This window comes from Knoellia sinensis KCTC 19936, from assembly GCF_000768705.1.
Classification (GTDB): domain Bacteria; phylum Actinomycetota; class Actinomycetes; order Actinomycetales; family Dermatophilaceae; genus Knoellia; species Knoellia sinensis.
Genome location: NZ_AVPJ01000009.1, coordinates 105,993 through 127,807, shown reverse-complemented (window position 1 = coordinate 127,807; position 21,815 = coordinate 105,993). Strand labels below are relative to the sequence as shown.

Here is a 21,815-nt window from a genome sequence, read left to right as displayed (position 1 = left end):
GTGTCCGACCGCGCACCTCTCGACCGCTGCCCGGGGCTGCTCCGTCCGTTCCTGGCGGACGACGGAGCACTCGTGCGACTGCGTATGCCGGGTGGTCGCGTCGCGACGTCGGTGCTGGCTGACGTCGCGTCCCTCGCGGGCCGGTTCGGCGCTCCGGTGGTCCAACTGACCTCGCGCGGCAACCTCCAACTGCGGGCACTGCCCTCTCCCCTGCCGCCGGCGTTCGTCGAGGCCATCGAGGCGACGGGACTGCTGCCGTCAGCGACCCATGAACGGGTGCGCAACATCGTGGCCGCCCCGCTGGCTCGTGAACTGGACCCGGTCGTCGAGGCGTTCGACCTGGCCTTGCGCGCGAATCCTCGCCTGGCTGCGTTGCCGGGTCGCTTCCTCTTCGCCTTCTCGGACGCCTCGGGTTCTGTGCTCTCCGAGCGCTGGGATGTCGCCTACCAGCAACTCACGTCCTCCACCGGTGTCCTGTATGCCGGCCAGCTCGGTCGCGAGGTCCGTCCGGCCGACGCCGTCGGCGCCATGATCGGAGTTGCACGTCGCTTCGTCGAGTCAGCGCCGGAGGGTGCGTGGAACGTGCGCGACCTTCCCGATGACTCCCCCGTCTTCGACGGACTCGATCCACGCGCCGTGTCTGCCGCCGCGCCGCTGCGGCCGGGGGTGGCGGGGAGCGATGTCGTCTGCCGGGTGCCGCTGGGAATGCTCACGGCCGAGCAGGTGGACGTGCTGGCCGACGTGGCCGACACGGTCGTCGTGACGCCGTGGCGTTCGATCGTCGTCCCGGGTGGTGCTGATCGCGCCGACACCCTGCTCCGAGCAGGGCTGGTGACCGAGCCGGAAGGACCGTGGGCCAGAATCTCTGCCTGTGTCGGCGCGCCTTCGTGCCGACGGACGACGGTCACCACCCTCGACCTGGCGCGATCCGCGGTCGAGATGGTGGCGTCCCGGCAGCTCACGGTCGAACACGACGTGCATGTGGTCGGGTGCGAACGGCGGTGTGGCACAGGGACATCCGACAGGGTGCTCGTCGCGCCGCCGACCGTCGACGAGGTGGTGACCGCACTGACGGCACCAGCAGAGCAGTTCCACCGAGGAGAGCAGTGAGCGAGCCCGCAGCGCCGACCCGTCGCTACGACTACGTGACGGATGGGCAGGAGATCTATCGCCGCTCGTTCGCGATGATCCGTGGGGAGAGTGACCTCACCGGGCTCCCGCCTGACCTGCACACGGTGGCGACCCGAGTCATCCATGCTGCCGGGGATGTGCGCATCACCGCCGAGATCGCTGCACACCCCGATGTGGTGGGCGCTGCGCGTGCGGCCCTGGGTGCTGGGGCGCCGATCATCACGGACTCGCTCATGCTTGCCTCCGGAGTGACCCGTCGTCGCCTCCCGGCCGACAACGAGGTCGTGTGCACGCTGCGTGACCCTCGTGTGGCCGATCTCGCCACCGCCTGGGACACGACGCGCGCGGCTGCCGCGGTCTCGCTCTGGGGCGATCGGCTCGAGGGCGCCGTCGTCGCCATCGGGAACGCACCCACCGCCCTCTTCCACCTCCTCGAGCTGATTCTGGACGGCGGACCGCGTCCCGCCGCGATCGTGGGTATGCCGGTCGGTTTTGTCGGGTCTGCCGAGTCCAAGGTCGCACTGGCCGGGCACGACCTCGGCGATGGCAGCCAAGTGCCCTGGCTCGTGGTTCACGGCCGACGCGGCGGCTCGGCCATGGCGGCCGCTGCACTCAACGCCCTCGCCACCGAGGACGAACTCGCATGACCTCGGCATCGCCCAACGTCAGCTCCGGCACGGCCCAGCCCGGCCACCTCTACGGCGTCGGCGTGGGGCCGGGAGACCCGGGTCTCATCACCCTTCGGGCCGCCACCCTCATCGCCAGCGCGGACGTCGTGGCCTACCACCGCGCCGCCCATCGGGAGTCCACGGCCCGCTCGATCGCCGCCGAGCACCTGCGCGACGGGGTCATCGAGGAACCTCTCGTCTACCCGGTGACCACTGGCACAACTGGCCACCCGGGTGGCTACTACGGAGCCCTTGCGGACTTCTATGACCAGTGCGCGGACCGCTTTCGTGAGCACCTGAGCGCGGGCCGCAGCATCGTCTGCCTGGCCGAGGGAGACCCGCTCTTCTACGGGTCGTTCATGTATGTCCACGACCTCCTCCGCGAGGAGTTCCCGACCGAGGTCGTCCCCGGGATCACGGCCATGGCTGCCGCGACAGCTGCTGTCGGGTCTGGCCTGTCGCGCCACGAGGACACCGTGACGGTTCTCCCTGGCACCCTGCCCGTGGCCGAGCTCGCCCGACGCCTCGCCGACACGGATGCTGCCGTCATCATGAAGCTCGGCCGAACTTTCGCGGGCGTCCGTGAGGCCCTCCACCAAGCGGGCTTGTTGGATCGTGCCCTCTATGTCGAGCACGCAAGCCGCGTCGGCGAACGCGTTGTCCCGGTCAGGGACGTCGACGCCGCCACCGTGCCCTACATGTCCATCGTCATCGTCCCGGGAGAGGACAAGCGCGCCGATGCGGCGGGCCGTGCAGGCGAGCGGACGGCATACGAAAGCGGTTCTGTCCCAGCACAATCCGCGACTGGCAAGGTCCACGTTGTCGGTCTCGGACCTGGCCCGGACCGCTGGCTCAGCCCCGAGGCCAGCGAGGTCCTGGGCAAGGTGCAGCACGTCATCGGCTACGCGCCCTATGTGGCGCGCGTGCCGCAGCGCGCTGGTCTGACGCGCCACGCGAGTGGCAACACCGTCGAGGTTGACCGCGGACGCCATGCCCTCGACCTTGCTCTCGCAGGAGAGGACGTCGCCGTCGTGTCCGGTGGCGACGCGGGCGTGTTCGGTATGGCTGCTGCGGTCTTCGAGGCGGCGGAGGACGAGCGCTACGCGGACGTGCCGGTCAACGTGGTGCCGGGTATCACCGCGGCCCACGCAGCGAGTTCGCTCGCGGGTGCGCTGCTCGGCGCCGATCACGCTCTCATCTCCCTGTCGGACCGCCTCAAGCCCTGGGACGTCCTCATCGACCGCCTCACTTCGGCGGTAAGGGCTGACCTCGCCGTCGCGCTCTACAACCCGCGGTCACGCAGTCGTCCGCACCAGTTGGGTGAGGCGCTCGACGCCGTACGCGAGGTCGCGAAGCCCGATCGCGTCGTCGTGGTCGCCCGCAACGTGGGGCGCGATGGGGAGGACCTGCGCATCACCACGCTCGGGGACCTCGATCCCGAGTCGGTCGACATGAGCTGCATCGTCGTGATTGGCGCGTCGAGCACCCGGGTGACGCCGAGCGGACGCGTCTGGACTCCTCGCTGGGTGGATTGACCCCCATCTGAGCCAGGCTGACTCAGAAGGGGATGGTCTCTGGGGTGGTCGGTGGTCGTGGTGGGAGGTCGAGGATGAGCTGGTCCCAGGGGGCGGTGCCGTGGTGGAGGGTGTCGTCGAGGTCGAGTGGTGGTGGGGGTCCTTTGAGCTTGTTGCCGTAGGCGTCGTAGACGACGGGGTGGGCGCGGCGGCGGGCCTTGTCGGGGCCGCCGAGGAGTTCGATGAGTTCTTCCTCGAACGTGCTGGGGACGTCGATGGTGGTGCGGTTGTCGCGTGCGGGGGTGCGGGACGTCGTCGCGCCGAGGGCGTCATGGTGGGTGTGGCCGGCGGTGACGCGGTGGGTGTGGCCGGCGGTGACGAGGTGGAGGTGGTCCACCGGCCACGTGATCCGCTGGTATCCGGTGGGGTCGGTCCAGTCGGCGTGCCCGTCGGGGTGGAGTTTGACCGTCCACCCGTCGCGTTGCTTGATGCGGTGGTGGCGTCGGCACAAGGCCATGAGGTTGGTCGGGGTCGTGGGCCCGACCGGCCAGGGGCGGACGTGGTCGAGGTCGCACTGCCGGGCTGGCACGGCGCACCCGGGGAACCGGCAGGACCCGTCACGCAGGCGGATGAGGCGGGCCATCCCGTCGGGCACCCGGTAGGACTCACTGAAGTCGACCGGGTCGTCCGACGCTGCAGCGTGGGACCGAGAGTCCCCATCAGGGTTGTTCGTGTCGGCTCTGGCCTGTTCCTTGGCTCGCTCACGGGCCCGGTGGGCGCGACGAGCAGCCTCTTGGCCGCGGGCCAACGCCGCCGGCACGTCACCATGCAGGAGCGCACCGGTATCGGTGTCACAGGTCAGGTCACGGTCGGGGTCGGAGGTACCGGCACCATCGAGCCAGTCCCGGCGGACGAACGTCGTCCCCGGCCCGCCCAACCCACCCACTTCCACGAGGTCCTCAGCAGCCGATGAAGCCGATTCAGACTTGGACGGGGACTTGGACTCGGACTCAGGCTTGCCGTCGGACTCGGACTCAGGCTTGACGTTGGACTCGGACCCGCGCTTGGCGTCGGACTCGGAGGCGGCGTCGGACCCGCGCTTGGCGTCGGACTCGGAGGCGGCGTCGGCCCCGCGCTTGGCGTCGGACTCGGAGGCGGCGTCGGACCCGCGCTTGGCGTCGGACTCGGAGGCGGCGTCGGACCCGCGCTTGGCGTCGGACTCGGAGGCGGCGTCGGACCCGCGCTTGGCGTCGGACTCGGAGGCGGCGTCGGACCCGCGCTTGGCGTCGGACTCGGAGGCGGCGTCGGACCCGCGCTTGGCGTCGGACTCGGAGGCGGCGTCGGACCCGCGCTTGGCGTCGGACTCGGAGGCGGCGTCGGACCCGCGCTTGGCGTCGGACTCGGAGGCGGCGTCGGACCCGCGCTTGGCGTCGGACTCGGAGGCGGCGTCGGACCCAGACTTGGAGACGGACTCGGACGTGGGTGGGTCGTCGGCGGCGCGGGTGGCGTGCACGACGACCGTGACGTCGGAGTGCTCGAGGATCAGTTCCATCATCGCGTCGGCGCGCGCCATCTCGAGGTTGTCAGCGGCACCGTCCCGCACCAGTTGCCGGGCCCGTTCGGTGACGGCCGCCCATGCGGACCGGGCGTCCTCGACCCGGAAGTCACCACGCCAGTGATCGGTCCCGTGCACCCCGGTGCGGCGAGTCAACCCGCGCCGCTTCCGCTCGTCCTCGGCGTGCGCGGTGACCGCGTCCGGGTCGACCTGCGCCGCGGTCCGCGCCAACAGCTGCCGCAACGGTCCCGCGGTCAACTGACCCCAGACCGGCGCCACCCGCGCCACCACCTCGGCGGCGGACTCCGGTGAGAGGAAGTCGGTCTCCTGCGTCACGATCGACGCCCGGTGCTCATCGAGGTCACCACTGGCCATCGCATCGACGACCGCCGGGGTGCGCGTCATCTGGCGGATCGCGTCCTCCATCCGCCGGGTCGCGACATGCACCGACACCCCGAGCCGGGGTGCCGCGAGCTCTGGCCCGTCCAGCCGTTGATGCCCCAACCCGTGGTGCACCTCGGCCATCGTGCCGTCCTCCTGGCGGTGGCAGTCCCTCGCCGACAGGTGCGCCAACGCGACTGCCTGCCGCGCCGACGCCGCATCGATCTCGCGCTGCGCCAACTCGACGACAGCCAGCAGTTCGTCCGAGCCCAACCCGGAAGCGGACGCGAGCAACACGGCATACCGGCCCTCCAGGGCGGCGGTCGCGGCGTTGCTTTCCATGACCCCAACCTAGTCGAACACAAGTTCGACGGTCAAGGGTTTCGGACTACGCTCTGGGCTGAATTCCCCACTGACACAATGGTATTCACGCACAGCACGACGGAAGCCACACTGCACACGCGACACTACCGACCGCCACCGACAGTGCCGGAATCCAGGGCTCTGACGCCGGGGAAGCTACTCCTTCTCGGCCAAGGACTTGATGCGAAGGAGGCTCACCTCGATGTGGTCCTCAAGTTCTGCGGAGTGGCCACTCACGCCCCCGAGAAGGAACCTGGTGAAGGTCGCGGCGACCGTCGGCATCCCCGTTCCCCCGTCACGTCGCTCCACGAGGCGCGTCCCGGTCGGAGTCGGCTCCAACTCGTAGCTCCACGTCGCACCACTCGTGCGCACATTCCAGGCAATCCGCTGCTCGGGGCTGACCTCGGTGACCACCGAACGAGTCGGCCAGACGGCGAACCGGAGACGGTTGATGCCAAGGAGTTGGGTGCCCGGCTGGATGCTGCCCGCACGCCTGAGGACCACAACCCTGCGGCACTCGGGCGACCACTCCGGCGTCCTGCGCAGATCCGACACGATTCCCCACACGGTCGCGGGCGAGGCGGCGATGTCGATGGACCGTTCAAGGGTCACGGGAATCTGGGATGTCATGCCTCGATCCTTGCTCAGGCGCGGTTCCGGATGCGGGTCCCGTAGAGGTGGCTCTCGACGAAGTCCTCGGCCTCGAGGGCCCAGCCGACGATGATGACCGCAGCCTGGCGCAGCCCGTGCGCCTCGACCTGGTCGGCGATGTCGGCGAGAGTCCCCCGGAGGATCAGCTCGCCCGGCTGGGAGACCTGGGAGCCCACTGCCACAGGGCAGTTCGCGCCGTAATGCTCGGCCAGCTCCTCGGCCAGACGCCGTGTATGCCGGATGGCCAAGTGCAGGACCAACGTCGCCCTTGTCGCGGCATACGTCGCGAGCTGCTCCCCGGGGGGCAGTGACGTCGAGTCACGCTGGGCGCGCGTCAGGACGACGGTCTGCGCCACTTCGGGCACGGTCAGTTCGCGCCCGAGAACGGCCGCGGTTGCCGCATATGCCGGCACGCCCGGCGTCACATCCCACGGCACGCCTGCCTGGTCGAGTCGACGCGCCTGCTCGGCCATGGCGGAGTACACCGACGGATCGCCCGAGCACAGCCGCGCCACATCCTTGCTGGCCTCGTGAGCCGCCACCATGTGGGCCGTGATGGTGTCGAGGTCGATGTCCTGGGTGTCGACGAGCTCGGCCCCGGGGGGGCAGTGCGTGAGCACTTCCGCGTCAAGGTAGGTGCCTGCATAGAGGCACACCGGCGATTCGCTGATGAGGCGCACGGCGCGCAGCGTGAGCAGGTCAGCTGCGCCGGGGCCGGCACCGATGAAATGAACAGTCATGGGGTCTCCTCCCCTGCCGAACCCGCACGATGGGGTGACTTCGTCACGGACCATTGGACGATGGGTCGGGCCGGCTTCCACGAGAGGCTGCGCCCGAGGGGCTCGGCCCGCTCGACCGTGACGCGTCGCAGTTCGCCGCCGAGGCGATCGTGGGCGTCGACCACGAGGGCCTCGGTGTCGAGCGTCACGCAGTGGACGACGAGCCGCCCGCCCTGTTCAAGCACCTGCCAGGCTCCGTCGATGAGCTCTGAGCTCGCCCCGCCACCGATGAACACCGCGTCAGGAGTAGGGAGTTGAGCGATCTCGGCGACCGAGTCACCGGTGACCACGGCGACCGCAACGCCAAAGGACGCCGCGTTCCGGCGCACACGCTCGGCGCGCGCGGGGTCACGTTCCACCGCGACGGCAGTGGTTCGTGGTGCAGCCAAACACCATTCGACCGACACCGAGCCGGACCCCGCACCGAGATCCCAGAGCCGCTGCCCAGCGATCGGGCGAAGTGCCGCCATCGCCAGGGCACGGATCTCCCTCTTGGTGATCTGCCCGTCATGTTCGAACGCCTCGTCGGGCAGGCCCGGCGTCACGCCCACGAGCCGGGCATCGGAGGAGACCTCGAGCGCGACGACATTCAGATCCGGTATGCCGTCCGGTCCGGCCGCGCGCCCGTGCGCGAGTTCCGCTGCCGCACAGTCGAACCGACTCTCGTGCACCGCGCCGAGGTCACCCAGGACAGCGAGCCGCGAGTCTCCGAGACCGAGGTCGTCGAGCATCCGGGCCAACTCGACCGGCGTCTTAGCGCCTGCCGAGAGAGCGACGACCCGAGCGCCGGGCGCGAGGTGACGGCGGACGGCATACACGGGCTTGGAAACCAACGACACGACTGACGTCGACTCGCTCGGCCACCCCATGCGGGCGTGCGCCAGGGCAACCGACGACACCGCCGGATGGATGCGGACCGCCTCTGGCCCGAGCGTGCGGATGAGCGTCGAGCCGACCCCCGAGACGAGCGGGTCCCCAGTGGCGAGGATGACGACTCGATCAGTCCCGACCTCGGACAGGAAATCCGTCAGACCGGGGAGCATTGGCGACGGCCAGGGCCGACGGGTCTGACCGGCCGCCACCGGCACGAGATCCAGCAGGCGCGGTGAGCCGACAACGGTCCGGGCCCCCGAGACGAGGTCACGGAGCACGGGAGGGAGGGCACTCGGCCCCTCCGCGGGCACCCCGACGACGTCGATCACGGCGCTCACTGTAGACACACCGGCGACGGCCCGAGCGCCCGTGTCATGATGGCGCCGGTCCCCCCGCGAGGAATACCGGTGCAAGTCCGGAGCGGTCCCGCCACTGTGATCCCGAGTCGTCTCGGGAGAGCCAGGACGTCGTCGGGGACTCTCGTGGCCGGCACCGGTCGCGGGCCGGCACTCGGGCGAGCGTGGTCACTCGCCTCAAGGAGATCCATCGCGTGACGCACTACCCCTTCACCGCTGTCGTCGGAGCCGACGACCTCTCCCTCGCCCTCATCCTCACGACAGTCTCGCCAGCCATCGGCGGCGTGCTCGTGCGCGGCGAGAAGGGCACCGCGAAGTCGACGATCGTCCGCGGGCTGGTCGACCTGTTGCCGCCGCACTCCGTGGTCGAGGGGTGCCGCTTCGCGTGCGATCCCGAACGACCCGATCCCACGTGTCCCGATGGTCCGCACGACGCGGACGTGTCCGTGGTGAGCCGGCCGGCGCAGCTCGTCGAACTCCCCGTGGGCGCCACCGACGACCGGGTCATCGGGTCACTCGATCTCGGACGTGCGCTTGGTGCGGGCGAAGCGGCCTTCCAGCCTGGCCTTCTGGCGGAGGCGCACCGCGGAATCCTCTATGTCGACGAGGTCAATCTCCTTCACGACCACCTCGTCGATCTCCTGCTCGACGCCGCGGCCATGGGGCGCAACACGGTCGAGCGGGACGGCGTCTCGGTCTCGCATGCGGCACGCATGGTGCTCGTCGGCACGATGAATCCCGAGGAGGGCGAGCTGCGTCCGCAGTTGCTCGACCGGTTCGGGCTGACCGTGGAAGTCGCCGCCTCGAGAGACCCCCAGCTGCGTGCCGAGGTCGTCCGCCGTCGGCTCGCCTTCGACTCCGATCCAGTCGGCTTCGCTGCAACGTATGCCGCCGCGCAGCGCGAGCTCGCTGACCGTGTCGCCTCCGCGCGTTCCGCCGTCGAGAAGGTCGAGCTGAGCGACTGGGCCCTGTCGACGATCGCCCGGGTGTGTGCCGGGTTCGAGGTGGATGGGATGCGCGCCGACATCGTGACGGCACGAGCAGCGATGGCGCACGCGGCTTGGCACGGGCGGGCCTCCGTGGCGCGTGAGGACATCCGCGCTGCCGCCGTCTTCGCGCTGCCGCACCGCCGCCGGCGCAACCCGTTCGACGCCCCGGGCCTCGATGAGGACCTGCTCGACCGCCTACTCGGCGACGAGCCCCACGAGCCAGAGCCGACTGACCCAGAGCCGACTGACCCGGGTCCCGACGGTGCGGGCCCCGATGGTGGCCCCGACGATCCCGACACTGAACCCGGCGCTGGCAACGACGCCCAGCCGCACTCCTCCGAGTCGTCCAGTTCCGTGGACCCACAGCACGACAGCGCGACCAAGGAGACCCAGCCGGCCCGAGCGGCCGACGATGCCCCACAGGCATCCGAGACCTCGGCGTCGGCCAGCGATGAACCCGGAGTGGTCCCGGCGGGGGTCGCTGCTGCTGGGACGCCGTTCCGGGCGGTCGCCTTCACCCTGACCGGCCTCGGCTCCGGCGAGGAGGGGCGCCGGAGCCGAGCCATGACCCGCACGGGTCACACCGTCGGGGCCAGCACCTCACGGCCCGGGCGCCTGCACCTTCCGGCGACCATCACGGAAGCCGCGCGGCACCGTGGGACGCGCGGCACGGCATACGGGCGGCTTGTTCTCCTGCCCGGAGACCTCCGGACAGCGGTCACGCAAGGCCAGGAGTCGAATCTCGTTCTCCTCGCGGTCGACGCGTCAGGGTCCATGGGGGCGCGCAAGCGGATGGAGGAGGTCAAGACCGCGGTGCTGTCCCTCCTGCTCGATGCCTATCAGCGACGGGACCGGGTGGGACTCGTGACCTTCCGCGGGACAGGCGCCGAGGTGTCCCTGCACCCGACGTCCTCGGTGGACGCGGCGGCTCGTTCGTTGTCGACCCTGCCGCACGGCGGACGGACGCCGCTGGCCGAGGGGCTGCTCGTGGCGACCAAGGTCCTCGCCACCGAGAAGCTCCGCGACCCGAAGCGCCGCCCGCTTCTCGTCGTCGTCACCGACGGGCGCGCGACCGCAGGCCCGGACGCCCTCGATCGTTCCCGAGCCATCGCCGACGCGTGGGGCCGGACGGGTCACCAATCCGTCGTGATCGACTGCGAGACAGGGCGATTCAGGCTCGGCCTCGCCGCCGATCTCGCCGCCCGCATGGGCGCGACGCATGTGCCGCTCGGCGAAGTCGCCGCAGGCGCGATCGTCGACAGCGTGGCCAACGCACGTGAAGAGTGGCGCGCCGGCCGTGCTGGAGCGGTCCCGAGCAGGAAGGTCGCCTGATGGCCCAGGGACAGGTGCCGGTCACGGCGGATGACGGGCTCACGACGCGGCAGCGGCGCAACCGCCCGCTCCTGCTCATCCACGGCGGCGCCGGCAAGGGCAAGTCGACGGCGGCCTTCGGCCTCACCCTGCGTGGCTGGAGCCAAGGGTGGTCGATCGGCGTGTTCCAGTTCGTGAAGTCGGCGAAGTGGCGCATCGGCGAGCAGACCGCCCTCGAGGCACTGAACCGCCTCCACGAGCAGACCGGCGAGGGCGGTCCCATCGAGTGGCACAAGATGGGTTCGGGTTGGTCGTGGTCGCGCAAGGCGGGCTCCGAGGAGGACCACGCCGAGGCCGCGCGCGAGGGTTGGGCCGAGATCCGCCGGCGCCTCGAAGCCGAGACGCATGGCCTCTATGTGCTCGACGAGTTCACCTACGTCCTCAAGTGGGGCTGGGTGGACGTCGAGGAGGTCGTGTCGGTGCTCTCGTCCCGCACGGGCCACCAGCACGTCGTCATCACCGGCCGGGACCCACACCCGAGCCTCGTCGAGATCGCCGACGTCGTCACCGAGATGACCAAGGTCAAGCACCCCTTCGACCAGGGGCAGAAGGGCCAGAAGGGGATCGAGTGGTGAGGATCCCGCGGCTGGTCATCGCCGCCGCCGCGTCCGGACAGGGCAAGACGACGGTCGCCGTCGGCGTCATGGCCGCGCTCACGCGCGCCGGTCACGTGGTCGCCGCTGCCAAGGTCGGGCCAGACTTCATCGACCCCGGCTATCACGCGCTGGCCACAGGTCGTCCGGGCCGGAACCTCGACCCGTGGCTCCAGGGCGAGCAGCGCATCCTGCCGCTGCTGGCCCACGGCGCGCGAGCGCCCGAACCCGCGGATCTCACCGTCATCGAGGGCGTCATGGGCCTCTTCGACGGGAGGCTGGGGACGGACGGGTGGGCCTCGACCGCGCACCTCGCCACCCTGACGAGCAGCCCGGTCGTCGTCGTCATCGACATCTCGTCGGCGTCCCGCACTGTTGCCGCCACGGTGCACGGGCTGCGGACCTTCGACCCCAACGTCCACGTCGCCGGCGTCATCCTCAACAAGGCAGGTTCGACGCGTCACTCCGACGAGGTGCGTCGGAGCGTCGAGCAGCTCGGGGTGCCGGTGCTCGGTGTCCTTCCGCGCGATGCTGGGGTCAGCGCCCCGTCGCGCCACCTGGGTCTCGTGCCTGCGGCCGAGCGGCCCGAGGCGGCGACCGCACTCGATCGGCTGGCCGAGCAGACGGCCGAGTTCCTCGACCTGGACGCGCTCGTCGAAATCGCTTCTGCGGCACCGGATCTCGACATGGAGCCCTGGTCCCCCATCACCTCTCCAGCGCTTTCCGGTATGCCGTCCCGCCGGGTCGCGATCGCAGGTGGACGGGCCTTCACCTTCCGCTATGCGGAGACCGAGGAGCAGCTGCGAGCCCTCGGGTGCGAGCCCGTGGTGTTCGACCCTGCCCTCGACACCTCGCTCCCGTCCGGAACCCAGGGCATCTATCTCGGTGGCGGCTTCCCCGAGGTCCACGCTGCAGCCCTGTCCACCAACCACCGGCTTCTCGCCGAGGTGCGGGACGCCGTCCTGAGCGGCGTGCCCACCGTCGCGGAGTGTGCCGGGCTGCTCTATCTCTCGCAGGCCGTCGACGGACACGGGCTCGTCGGAGCCGTCCCGACGACTGCTGCGATGCACCCGCGCCTCACCCTTCGCTACGTCACCGCCATCGCACCGGACGAGACGCTCCTCGGGCCAGCCGGCACCCGCGTCCACGGCCATGAGTTCCACCGAACGCGCACCACCCCCGGCCACGGCGACCGCGCTGCGTGGCTGCTGGACGGCTCCCCGGAGGGCTGGTCCCTCGACCCCGCCGGGACCAGCTCGCCCACCCTGCACGCGTCCTATCTGCACACCCACTGGGCCGGGCATCCGGAACTGGCGCTCCGCTTCGCCGAGGCCGTCCACACCACCACCCCTGCGAACTTCGCACAACCCACTGAAGCCACCGGGGCTGGAGTCACGTTCCCGAACGTCATCGCCGGACAGGAACCAGGGCACCCCGAGATCAGCGATCCGCTCGAGCACCACGGCGACTCCGAGACCGAACCCGGCCTCGTCGACCTCGCCGTCAACGTCCGCCTCACCACGCCTCCGACCTGGCTGGCGCAGAGGCTCCGCGACAGCATTGGCGACCTCGCGGCATACCCCGACGTGCGCGACGCGCGCCGAGCGATCGCCCGCCGACACGGCGTCGGTGAGGAGATGGTGCTGCCGACAAGCGGTGCGGCGGAAGCGTTCGTCCTCCTTGCGCGGATTGCCCACGCGAGCCGACCCGTCGTCGTGCACCCGCAGTTCACCGAACCCGAAGCCGCCCTGCGCCGGGCAGGCATCACGCCGGAGCGCGTCCTCCTCGATGCCACGAACGGATTCACGTTGGACCCAGACCGGATTCCCGCGGACGCCGACCTCGTGATCATCGGCAACCCGACCAACCCGACCGGCGTCCTCCACCCGCGTGGGACCCTCGAGTCACTCCGGCGACCGGGACGCCTCCTCGTCATCGACGAAGCGTTCATGGACACCATCGCGAGAGAGCCGGACTCACTCATCGGAGCGGAGATGGCCGGCGTGCTCGTCCTGCGGTCCCTGACCAAGACGTGGGGTCTCGCTGGCCTTCGAGCGGGGTATGCCGTCGGCTCACCCGCCGTGATCGCCGCACTCGCGCGGCACCAGCCGCACTGGTCGGTGAGCACCCTCGCAGCCACGGTCATGGAGGCGACGACCGACTCCATGGCCCGTCACGAGGTCGAGGACGCCGTCGCGGCCACGAGCCTGTGGCGCGAGCACCTGCTGAGGGGGTTGAGAGATCTGGGGTTGTCGCCTGTCGATTCGGCCACATCGTTCGTCCTCGTCGAGGTGGGCGTGGGCATTCGCGAGATGATGCGGGAGCGCGGTTATGCCTTGCGGCGCGGCGACACCTTCCCGGGGCTCGGCCCCGAATGGGTACGCATCGCCGTGCGCGACCCGCACACGATCGATGGCATGCTCCGGGAGCTCGCCACCGTCCTCACCTCGAAGGAACGCATCGCATGAGCCTCTCCCTCCCGGTGCCCTCCGGTGCACAGGTCCTCATCACGTGGCCGGGTCGTCGCATCTCCGAGACCGTCCACGCCCTCACCGACCAGGGCGCAGACGTCACGGTGGTCACGATGAACACGACGGACGCAGCAACGTTGGACGCCCTTGCGGACCTCGACGGCCGCAGACTCATCACGCTGGTGGACGAGGTGCACATCACGGACTTCGACGTCGTGCTCCGCGACCCGCTCACGGCTGCTCCAGAGGCACCCGTCGAAGCGTCCGCACCACACGTGGGGCGAGTCACTCTCGTCGGCGGCGGCCCCGGCTCCGTCGACCTCCTCACGGTCGGCGGACTGCGCGCCATTCGTGAGGCTGACGTCCTGGTGTGCGATCGGCTCGCCCCCCTGTCCGCCCTCAACGAGGCCCGCCCCGACGCCGAGGTCATCCATGTGGGCAAGATCCCGCGCGGTGCCTTCACCCCTCAGGAGACCATCAACGACGTCCTGGTCAAGCACGCCCTCGCGGGCAGGCACGTCGTCCGCCTCAAGGGCGGCGACAACTACGTCTTCGGGCGCGGAGGTGAGGAATGGAACGCGTGCGTCGCGCACGGCATACGCGTCGAAGTCATCCCGGGAGTGACGTCCGCCGTCGCCGTCCCCGCACTGGCCGGAATTCCGCTCACCCACCGCGGACTCACGCAGGGCTTCGTCGTCGTCTCCGGCCACGTCGGTCCGGGCGACGAACGCAACGACGCGAACTGGGCGGCTCTCGCCCAGAGTGGCCTCACGATCGTGATCCTCATGGGGGTCGCGGCCCTCGCCGAGATTTCCGAGACGCTCATCGCCCACGGGATGGACCCGGCGACCCCCGCAGCGTGCATCGCCGACGGCGCCATGCCGAGCCAGCGATCAGCCCGCGCGACGCTCGCCGACATCGCGTCCGTGGCCGCTGACGAGGACCTCACTCCCCCGGCGATCACCGTCGTCGGGGACGTCGTGACTGCCCTGGAAATCTGAAACCCGTTGTCCGACATCGCTTCTGGGCTGCGTCTCGCTGTGGGCACCCTGTCGGTCGTGCCGGTGGGCGCGATCGCCGATCCCACGGAGAGTCATGCGCGATGGGCCATGTGCCTGGCGCCGCTCGCGGCACTTCCGGTCGCGGCTGTCGCGGCGTCCGTGCTGGCCGTCGGCGACCTGGCCGCCCTGCCCGCACTGGTGACCGGCGCGATGGCGGTGGCAGCGATCGCTGCCGGCACCCGCGCCATGCACCTCGATGGCCTGGCTGACACCGTCGACGGGATCGGCGGTGGCTGGACGCGAGAGCGTGCGCTCGAGATCATGCGCCGCGGAGACGTCGGACCGATGGGTGTGGCCGCGGTCGTCCTTGCGGTGCTCGTCCAGGTCGCCGCCATCGGCGCGCTGGCCTCAAGGCCCTTCGCGTGGCTCCTCGTCGGCGCTGCCGTGGTCGCCTCGCGCGCCTCGCTCCTCCTCACCTGCCGAGCCGGTATGCCGTCCGCCCGCCCAAGCGGGCTCGGCGCCGTCGTCGCGGGTTCCGTTCCGAAACCCGTGGCCCTGGCCGGGGGTGTCCTCCTCGCCGTGGTCATGGCGGCCAGCAGTGCGGCTGCCGGCCTCGGCCCGACCGCTGGTGTCGCGTCCGCCATCGTCGCCGTGGCCACCGTGGGTCTGCTGCTGCGCACGTGCCGTCGTGTGTTCGGTGGCGTGACCGGGGACATCATGGGTGCCTCGATCGAGGTGGCACTCGGCACGATGCTCCTCGTGCTGAGCTCGGGGAGGTGGTGACGTGCGCACGCTCGTGACCGGAGGTGTGCGCTCCGGGAAATCCGTGGTCGCGGAGAAGCTGGTGTCCGAGCGCGGAACGCACGTGACGTACGTGGCGACCGGGCCGGCTGAGAACGACTCCGACTGGGCCGAACGCATCGCGGCACACCGCGACCGACGCCCGGCCACCTGGACCACGGTCGAGACTCGAGACTTGGCAGGCGCCCTCGACGCGCTCACGGGTCCCGCCCTCGTCGACTGCCTGGGCACGTGGCTCACCGGCATGCTCGACGAGCTCGAGGTCTGGGAGCAGCCACGCGACGTGTGGCAGTCGACCCTTCACGAACGCACCGCCGAGGTCGTCGCCACGTGGCTGCGTTGCCCCCACGACGTCGTGGCCGTGACGAACGAGGTGGGCTGGGGCGTGGTCCCCGAGCACCGATCCGGCCGCATCTTCGCGGATGAGCTCGGCCGCCTCAACCAGGACGTCGCCCGCGCCAGCGACAGCGTGCTCCTCGTCGTCGCTGGCCACGTCCTGCCCCTCCGAGAGCGATGATGCGCGCACGTCGGTGGGCGCGGGACCCGGTCGCGGTCGGGCTGGTCATCGGCTTCCTCGCGGACCGTGCGTTCGGGGATCCGCGTCGGCACCACCCCGTCGCGGGCTTCGGCCAGGTGGCTGCTCACGTCGAGCAGCGCGCGCACGCGCAGAGCCGAGGCAGAGGCGCCCTCGCCGCCACGAGCCTCGTCTCCGCCACCGTGGTGATCGCGCTCGTGGAGCGACGGCTACCGACACCCGCCCGCGTGTTGGTCGGGGCTGCGGCCACGTGGGCAGTCCTCGGCGGGCGTTCTCTGGAGCGTGAGGGCGACGCGATCGCCGAACTTCTCGGGGCCGACGACCTGACTGGCGCCCGTCTCCGCATTCGCAACCTCGTCGGCCGCAACCCCAGCAACCTCGGGGCTGACGAGATCGCCCGGGCATGCGTCGAGAGCATCGCCGAGAACTCCGCGGACGCGGTGGTCGCACCGCTCTTCTGGGGCGCGGTCGCCGGAGTCCCGGGGCTGGTCGGCTACCGAGCGGTCAACACCCTCGACGCGATGTGGGGACACCGCAACGACCGCTACCGCGAGTTCGGCTGGGCTGCAGCCCGGCTGGACGACGTCGCCAACTGGTTGCCCGCCCGGCTGACGGTGGGACTCAACACGACGATCGCCGCGGGGTTCAGCGGGCTCCAAGGTGCTTGGGACGTCGTGCGCACGGTGCAGCGCGACGCCCCGGCGCACCCGAGCCCCAACGCCGGCCCGGTCGAGGCATCCTGGGCGGCCGCTCTCGGAGTGCGGCTCGGCGGCACGAACCACTACGACGGGGTCGACGAGGACCGTGGACACCTCGGCGACGGCAAACCCGTGAGCGCGGCCGACATCCCCAGAGCCACGCGCCACCTCCGCCGCCTCTCGACTGCGGCCCTCCTGACGGTCGTCGGCGCGAGAGTCGCCAGCCGTCATTGGCCTCAGCGCGCGCCTAGGACGCGGTAGTCGTCAGAGGTCGCAGAAATATCCACGTCCTCCGACGACTTCCGCGTCATCCTTGGGCGGACGTACCCAGCCACGTGAGAACTGCGTCGACGGACGAGACTTCTGCCATCCCCGCAGGGACGGTCGGCCGCCGCACGACGACCACCGGCAGCCCCACATGCCGCGCCGCCGTGAGCTTGGCCGCCGTGTAGTCACCGCCCGAGTCCTTGGTCAGCACCACGTCGACACCGTGCTCGCGCATCAGCGCGAGCTCGTTCTCGACCTCGAACGGCCCGCGGTCGAGCAGCACGGTCCACCGCGACGGTGCGGGCACCTCCAACGGCTCCACGATGCGCAACACCACGCCTCGGTCGTCCCACGCCGCATAGTGCTCGAGCGTCTGTCGCCCGGTCGTGATGAAGGGCCGAACCGCCCCGAGCTCCTCAGCGCGCTCACGGGCGGCGTCATAGTCGTCGACCCAGAGCCACGACGCGGCATCCGGATGCTCCCTCCACCCCGGGCGGGCCAAGCGAAGGCACGGCACGCCGGCCTCATCCGCCGCCGCACCAGCATTCGCCGTCATCCGCAGCGCGAACGGATGCGTCGCGTCGACCAGGTGCGTGAACGCCCCATCCCCCAAGGCGTGAACCAACCCCGGCACTCCGCCGAATCCGCCGACCCGCACCTCCCCCACGGGCATCCGCGGCCGGGACACTCGACCCGCGAGCGACGACACGACGTCCACCCCCGCCGCAACCAGAGCAGCTGCGAGCGCCCGAGCCTCAGCCGTTCCGCCCAGCAACAGCACCCGATGCGAATTCACGAATCTCCCTCCCGCACAACCACTCCATCGACCAACACCACATCAGCCCGGGCAGCCCCTCCCTCGACGTCGCGAGCATTTGCCTCGTCCGACCGCATGACCCACTCCGTGGCGTCATCGGCCCCGCGCCCCGCCTCGACGTGCCGGGCCACCAGTCGCGACACACGCACGTCCCCGTCGAGCGCGCACCACCACACCTCATCGAGCAGCGGCGCCACACCCGCCCAGTCACCCGACTCGAGCAACAGGTAGTTGCCCTCCGTCACCACGAGATCCGCCCCGAGGGGAACCACAACGCCATCGACCACGGGCTCGCGCACCCGTGGTCAAAGGTCGGAGCCGTCACCACGGCGGGCGGCAACGCGCGCACGGACGCCAGCACGCCGGCATACGCGATCGCATTGAACGTGTCGGGCGCTCCCTTGCGATCCCGGCGTCCCAGACGCTCCAGCTCGGCGTTCGCGAGATGGAAGCCGTCCATCGGCACGTGGGCGACCCGACCTGACAATCCCTCGTATGCCGTCACGGCCGTGAGCAGTCGCGTCACCAGGGTCGTCTTGCCGGCTCCGGGAGGTCCGGCGATCCCCAGAACGGCACGCCGCGGGCCCACCCGTTCAACGAGCCTCTCGAGCCGAGCCAGGAGGGCTTCGAGGGGAGGATCACCAGATTCCAAGGACCTGCCCACCGATGCGGATGATGAACGCGGCGACCACGACGACGAAGACGACGCGGACGAAGCCGCTCCCCCGCGACACGGCCGTCCGGGCGCCCACGTAGCCACCGATGAGATTCGCGACAGCCATGACGGCACCGATCTCCCACATGACGTGCCCACCCGGAGCGAACACCGTCAACGCCCCCAGGTTCGTCGCGAAGTTCGCGATCTTCGCCTTGGCGCTGGCCTCGAGGAACGCGTAGCCCATGAGCCCGACCAGTGCGAAGACCATGAACGAGCCGGTGCCCGGCCCCAACGCACCGTCGTAGACACCGATGAAAAAGCCCACGAGCATGGCGATGACCACGTGCCGGGTGCCGTCCCAGCGCAACGCCGTCGACGTGCCCAACGACGGCTTGAACAGCGTGTAGGCGCCGACCGCGATGAGCATGACGAGGATGATCGGGTTGAACGCCGACTTCGGGATGTTGAGCCCGATGAACGCCCCACCGATGGCGCCGAAGTAGGCCACCACCGCCATGGGAAGCGCTGTGCGCAGGTCCGGGCGGACGCGCCGCCAGAACGTCACCGCGCTCGCGGCCGTGCCGGCGATGGACCCGATCTTGTTCGTGGCGAGGATCTGAGCAGGCGTCGCACCGGGGAACCCGAGCATCAGAGCAGGGATCTGGACGAGTCCGCCGCCTCCGACGACCGCGTCGATCCAGCCCGCGACGAAGCCGGCCAGCGCCATGAGCGCGACCGTCGTCAGCTCCGGGTCGGTCACTCCCGCCAGCCGTCGACGATCTCGAGGATGTCGAGCAACTCGTGGGCGCGTGCGTCCGGAACGGCGGTGACCTCGACGCGCTGGTCCGAGGGAATGTCGCTGTGCGGGATCCAGATGGCGCGCATCCCAACCTGCTGCGGCCCATGGACGTCCTCGAAGATCCGGTCGCCGACATAGGCCGCGGCGGCCGGCTCGACTCCCACGGCGCTGCAGGCCGCGAGGAACGCCGACGGGTGCGGCTTCACGTGGTCGATCTCGGATGAGTAGACGTCGCCGTCGATGAGGTCGAGAACGCCGTCGCGCTCGAAGATCTCGCGGTGGTATTCACGGGACCAGATCGTGTTGGACAGAACTCCGACGCGAAGTCCACGCTCACGCAACCCCTCCCAGAGGGGCCGCACCTGCGGGTCCGTGAACGTGTGCGGCTCCCAGAACCCCTGGTAGGCCGCGAGCGCGAGGTGGTGCCTGTCGTGCTCCGCGTCGACCCCGGCCGCGTCGAGGATCTGTTCGAGGTTGGCGCTGGAGTGGTCCTCGCGCCCGCGCTTCCACGCGTCGGTCTCCACGGCGAGGATCTTGTCGGCGAGCTCGTGGGCCCGCTCGAGGTCGGCCTCGGCCACGTCCGGTGAGTCGATCGGGATGCCGTGAACTTCGCGGGCGAAGATCCGCCACTGCTCGGGCAGATCGACGCTGTGCCAGGGCGTGAGCGTGCCGCCCCAGTCGAAGATGACGGCCTCGAGCGGACGGGCTGCGGTCACGCCTTCGCCCCGCGGCCCTGGCGCACCTCGGCGAGAACCTCGTCGACCGCGACGTCCACAGCGACCTCACGGCGCTCACCCGAGCGACGGTCCTTGATCTCGACCACGCCGTTCTCGAGGGACTTGCCGACGACGACGATCGTGGGGATGCCGATGAGCTCGGAGTCCTTGAACTTCACGCCGGGGCTGACCTTCTCGCGGTCGTCATAGATGACCTCGAGCCCAGCCGCCTCGAAGGCGGCGGTCAGTTCGTCAGCCTTGTCGAAGACCGAGCCGTCGCGCTCACGGTTCTTGCCCGTGGCGACGACGTGGACGTCGGCCGGGGCGACGTTGCGCGGCCAGCACAGCCCGACCTCGTCGAGATTGCCCTCGGCGATCGCCGCGACGGCGCGCGACACGCCGACGCCGTAGGAGCCCATGGTGACCGTGACGAGTTTGCCGTTCTCGTCGAGCACCTTGAGGTCGAGCGCCTCGGCGAACTTGCGGCCGAGCTGGAAGATGTGACCCATCTCGATGCCACGGGCCGTGTGGAGGACGCCGTTGCCGTCGGGGCTCGGGTCACCCTCGCGCACCTCGGCCGCCTGGATGGTGCCGTCGGCGGCGAAGTCGCGTCCGTGCACGAGGTCGAGCACGTGCTTGCCTTCCTCGTCGGCACCGGTCACCCAGGCCGAGCCCTCGGCGATCGAGGGGTCGAGCAGGTAGCGGATCTTCGACTCGCGCGTCTCACCCAGCACGCCCGGCCCGATGTAGCCCTTGGCCAGCGACGGGTTCGCGGCGAAGTCCTTGGCCTCGAAGGCTTCCACCTCGGCCGGGGACACCTGCGCCTCGAGACGCTTGGCGTCGACCTCGCGGTCACCGGGGACGCCGATGGCGAGGGGCTCGCGGGTCCCGTCGGGGTGCACGAGCACGACGAGGACGTTCTTGAGGGTGTCGGCGGCCGTCCACTCACGCCCGTCCGAACGCGCATGGTTGGCGTTCAGCGAGGCCACGAGCGTTTCGATCGTCGGGGTGTCGGGGGTGTCCTCGACGTGCGCGGCCGGCACGCCCGAGGCGTCGACCGGCGCAGCCTGCGGCACCACGACGGCCTCGACGTTCGCGGCATACGTGCCGGCGTCGTTGCGGACGAACGTGTCCTCACCGATCGCGCTCACGGCAAGGAACTCCTCGCTCGCCGAGCCGCCCATGGCACCGGACATCGCGGCGACGATGACGTACTCGAACCCGAGCCGATCGAAGATCCGGACGTAGGCCTCGCGGTGCGCGTCGTAGGACGCCTGCAGCCCCTCGTCGCTGACGTCGAACGAGTACGAGTCCTTCATGATGAACTCGCGCCCGCGCAGGAGCCCGGCGCGCGGACGCGCCTCGTCGCGGTACTTGTTCTGGATCTGGTAGATCGACAGGGGCAGGTCCTTGTAGGAGCTGTACATGTCCTTGACCGCGAGGGTGAACATCTCCTCGTGGGTCGGGCCGAGGAGGTAGTCACTCTTCTTGCGGTCCTGCAGCCGGAAGATGTTGTCGCCGTACTCGGTCCACCGGCCCGTCGCCTCGTAGGGCTCCCTGGGCAGGAGCGCGGGGAAGGTCAGCTCCTGGGCGCCGATGGCGTCCATCTCCTCGCGCACGATCGCCTCGACGCGCCGCAGCACCTTGAGCCCGAGCGGCAGCCACGTGTAGATGCCGGGGGCGGCGCGACGGACATAGCCGGCGCGCACGAGGAGGCGGTGACCGGGCAGCTCGGCGTCGGCCGGGTCCTCACGCAGGGTTCGCAGGAACAGCGAGGACATGCGCATGGCCACAGTGGGTCTCCAAGTTTCAGCAGGTGGGAACTCGC

General features: G+C 70.4%; 20 protein-coding genes and 1 riboswitch. Of the genes, 10 read left to right on the top strand and 10 right to left on the bottom strand.

Features of this window, described 5'->3' with window-relative positions:
• From N802_RS12815 to N802_RS12805, 3 genes are read left to right on the top strand one after another with little or no spacing between them, the layout of a single operon-like run.
• On the top strand, positions 1 to 1,110 hold the full coding sequence (locus N802_RS12815; protein ID WP_245613933.1) for a cobalamin biosynthesis protein CobG: 1,110 nt from the start codon (positions 1 to 3) through the stop codon (positions 1,108 to 1,110).
• A complete protein-coding gene (locus N802_RS12810; RefSeq protein WP_035916827.1) occupies positions 1,107 to 1,778 on the top strand; it encodes a precorrin-8X methylmutase in 672 nt (223 codons plus the stop codon). Before N802_RS12815 ends, N802_RS12810 begins: the two co-directional genes overlap by 4 nt.
• Positions 1,775 to 3,334, top strand: coding sequence for a precorrin-2 C(20)-methyltransferase (locus N802_RS12805; RefSeq protein WP_052109914.1), 1,560 nt, complete (start codon positions 1,775 to 1,777; stop codon positions 3,332 to 3,334). Before N802_RS12810 ends, N802_RS12805 begins: the two co-directional genes overlap by 4 nt.
• A 22-nt stretch (positions 3,335 to 3,356) precedes the next feature.
• Here the strand turns inward: N802_RS12805 and N802_RS20865 are convergent, their stop codons facing one another.
• The 4 genes from N802_RS20865 to cbiE all read right to left on the bottom strand — a co-directional run bounded on the left by N802_RS20865 (position 3,357) and on the right by cbiE (position 8,244).
• A complete protein-coding gene (locus tag N802_RS20865; protein ID WP_035916824.1) occupies positions 3,357 to 5,591 on the bottom strand; it encodes a DUF222 domain-containing protein in 2,235 nt (744 codons plus the stop codon).
• A 177-nt stretch (positions 5,592 to 5,768) separates the two neighbouring features.
• Positions 5,769 to 6,242, bottom strand: a complete 474-nt coding sequence (locus N802_RS12795) for an SRPBCC family protein (RefSeq protein ID WP_035916822.1) — start codon at positions 6,240 to 6,242, stop codon at positions 5,769 to 5,771.
• 14 nt (positions 6,243 to 6,256) lie between these two features.
• Positions 6,257 to 7,003, bottom strand: a complete 747-nt coding sequence (locus N802_RS12790; protein ID WP_035916820.1) for a cobalt-precorrin-4/precorrin-4 C(11)-methyltransferase — start codon at positions 7,001 to 7,003, stop codon at positions 6,257 to 6,259.
• Positions 7,000 to 8,244: a precorrin-6y C5,15-methyltransferase (decarboxylating) subunit CbiE gene (gene cbiE / locus N802_RS12785; RefSeq protein ID WP_084072187.1), complete on the bottom strand. Its 1,245-nt coding sequence runs from the start codon at positions 8,242 to 8,244 to the stop codon at positions 7,000 to 7,002. Before cbiE ends, N802_RS12790 begins: the two co-directional genes overlap by 4 nt.
• Positions 8,245 to 8,313: 69 nt before the next feature.
• Positions 8,314 to 8,381, top strand: a riboswitch (cobalamin riboswitch).
• Positions 8,382 to 8,465: 84 nt separating this feature from the next.
• On the opposite strand from cbiE, the gene N802_RS12780 reads away from it, so the two are divergent.
• Genes N802_RS12780 through cbiB form a run of 7 tightly spaced genes read left to right on the top strand, consistent with a single transcriptional unit; the run spans position 8,466 to position 16,991 of the window.
• Entirely contained in the window at positions 8,466 to 10,592 is a 2,127-nt protein-coding gene (locus N802_RS12780; protein ID WP_035916924.1) for a VWA domain-containing protein, read from the top strand.
• Positions 10,592 to 11,206: a cob(I)yrinic acid a,c-diamide adenosyltransferase gene (gene cobO / locus N802_RS12775; RefSeq protein WP_035916818.1), complete on the top strand. Its 615-nt coding sequence runs from the start codon at positions 10,592 to 10,594 to the stop codon at positions 11,204 to 11,206. Before N802_RS12780 ends, cobO begins: the two co-directional genes overlap by 1 nt.
• Positions 11,203 to 13,692 carry a bifunctional hydrogenobyrinic acid a,c-diamide synthase/histidinol phosphate aminotransferase CobBC gene (gene cobBC, locus N802_RS12770; protein WP_035916815.1) on the top strand — a complete coding sequence of 830 codons (2,490 nt, stop codon included), beginning with the start codon at positions 11,203 to 11,205 and terminating at the stop codon, positions 13,690 to 13,692. The genes cobO and cobBC overlap by 4 nt, the downstream gene beginning before the upstream one ends.
• Positions 13,689 to 14,696: a uroporphyrinogen-III C-methyltransferase gene (cobA, locus tag N802_RS12765; protein ID WP_035916812.1), complete on the top strand. Its 1,008-nt coding sequence runs from the start codon at positions 13,689 to 13,691 to the stop codon at positions 14,694 to 14,696. Before cobBC ends, cobA begins: the two co-directional genes overlap by 4 nt.
• Before the next feature lie 6 nt (positions 14,697 to 14,702).
• Positions 14,703 to 15,479 carry an adenosylcobinamide-GDP ribazoletransferase gene (locus tag N802_RS12760; protein WP_084072186.1) on the top strand — a complete coding sequence of 259 codons (777 nt, stop codon included), beginning with the start codon at positions 14,703 to 14,705 and terminating at the stop codon, positions 15,477 to 15,479.
• A gap of 1 nt (position 15,480) precedes the next feature.
• The gene (gene cobU / locus N802_RS12755) at positions 15,481 to 16,014 is read left to right on the top strand and encodes a bifunctional adenosylcobinamide kinase/adenosylcobinamide-phosphate guanylyltransferase (protein ID WP_035916810.1); all 534 of its coding nucleotides are present in this window, start codon (positions 15,481 to 15,483) and stop codon (positions 16,012 to 16,014) included.
• Complete coding sequence (cbiB, locus tag N802_RS12750; RefSeq protein WP_052109912.1) at positions 16,011 to 16,991, top strand: adenosylcobinamide-phosphate synthase CbiB; 981 nt, start codon at positions 16,011 to 16,013, stop codon at positions 16,989 to 16,991. The genes cobU and cbiB overlap by 4 nt, the downstream gene beginning before the upstream one ends.
• A gap of 46 nt (positions 16,992 to 17,037) precedes the next feature.
• Here cbiB and N802_RS12745 read toward each other — a convergent pair whose 3' ends face one another.
• Genes N802_RS12745 through N802_RS12725 form a run of 6 tightly spaced genes read right to left on the bottom strand, consistent with a single transcriptional unit; the run spans position 17,038 to position 21,780 of the window.
• Positions 17,038 to 17,793, bottom strand: a complete 756-nt coding sequence (locus N802_RS12745) for a cobalt-precorrin-6A reductase (RefSeq protein ID WP_035916806.1) — start codon at positions 17,791 to 17,793, stop codon at positions 17,038 to 17,040.
• Positions 17,790 to 18,059 (bottom strand): nucleoside/nucleotide kinase family protein, encoded by a 270-nt coding sequence (locus N802_RS20860; RefSeq protein WP_245613932.1) that lies wholly within the window; start codon positions 18,057 to 18,059, stop codon positions 17,790 to 17,792. Before N802_RS20860 ends, N802_RS12745 begins: the two co-directional genes overlap by 4 nt.
• Complete coding sequence (locus N802_RS20855) at positions 18,056 to 18,403, bottom strand: type I pantothenate kinase (protein ID WP_245613931.1); 348 nt, start codon at positions 18,401 to 18,403, stop codon at positions 18,056 to 18,058. The genes N802_RS20860 and N802_RS20855 overlap by 4 nt, the downstream gene beginning before the upstream one ends.
• 49 nt (positions 18,404 to 18,452) lie before the next feature.
• A complete protein-coding gene (locus tag N802_RS12735; RefSeq protein ID WP_035916803.1) occupies positions 18,453 to 19,232 on the bottom strand; it encodes a TSUP family transporter in 780 nt (259 codons plus the stop codon).
• The gene (locus N802_RS12730; protein WP_035916800.1) at positions 19,229 to 19,987 is read right to left on the bottom strand and encodes an HAD family hydrolase; all 759 of its coding nucleotides are present in this window, start codon (positions 19,985 to 19,987) and stop codon (positions 19,229 to 19,231) included. Before N802_RS12730 ends, N802_RS12735 begins: the two co-directional genes overlap by 4 nt.
• Positions 19,984 to 21,780, bottom strand: a complete 1,797-nt coding sequence (locus tag N802_RS12725; RefSeq protein WP_035916797.1) for a proline--tRNA ligase — start codon at positions 21,778 to 21,780, stop codon at positions 19,984 to 19,986. Before N802_RS12725 ends, N802_RS12730 begins: the two co-directional genes overlap by 4 nt.
• Between the last annotated feature and the right edge of the window lie 35 nt (positions 21,781 to 21,815).

Coding starts and splice junctions, on each gene's coding strand:
- cobO (WP_035916818.1), top strand. CDS start 10,592: ATGGCCCAGGGACAGGTGCCGGTCACGGCGGATGACGGGCTCACGACG.
- cbiB (WP_052109912.1), top strand. CDS start 16,011: ATGATGCGCGCACGTCGGTGGGCGCGGGACCCGGTCGCGGTCGGGCTG.
- N802_RS12790 (WP_035916820.1), bottom strand. CDS start 7,003: ATGACTGTTCATTTCATCGGTGCCGGCCCCGGCGCAGCTGACCTGCTC.
- N802_RS12795 (WP_035916822.1), bottom strand. CDS start 6,242: ATGACATCCCAGATTCCCGTGACCCTTGAACGGTCCATCGACATCGCC.
- cobA (WP_035916812.1), top strand. CDS start 13,689: ATGAGCCTCTCCCTCCCGGTGCCCTCCGGTGCACAGGTCCTCATCACG.
- N802_RS20865 (WP_035916824.1), bottom strand. CDS start 5,591: ATGGAAAGCAACGCCGCGACCGCCGCCCTGGAGGGCCGGTATGCCGTG.
- N802_RS12805 (WP_052109914.1), top strand. CDS start 1,775: ATGACCTCGGCATCGCCCAACGTCAGCTCCGGCACGGCCCAGCCCGGC.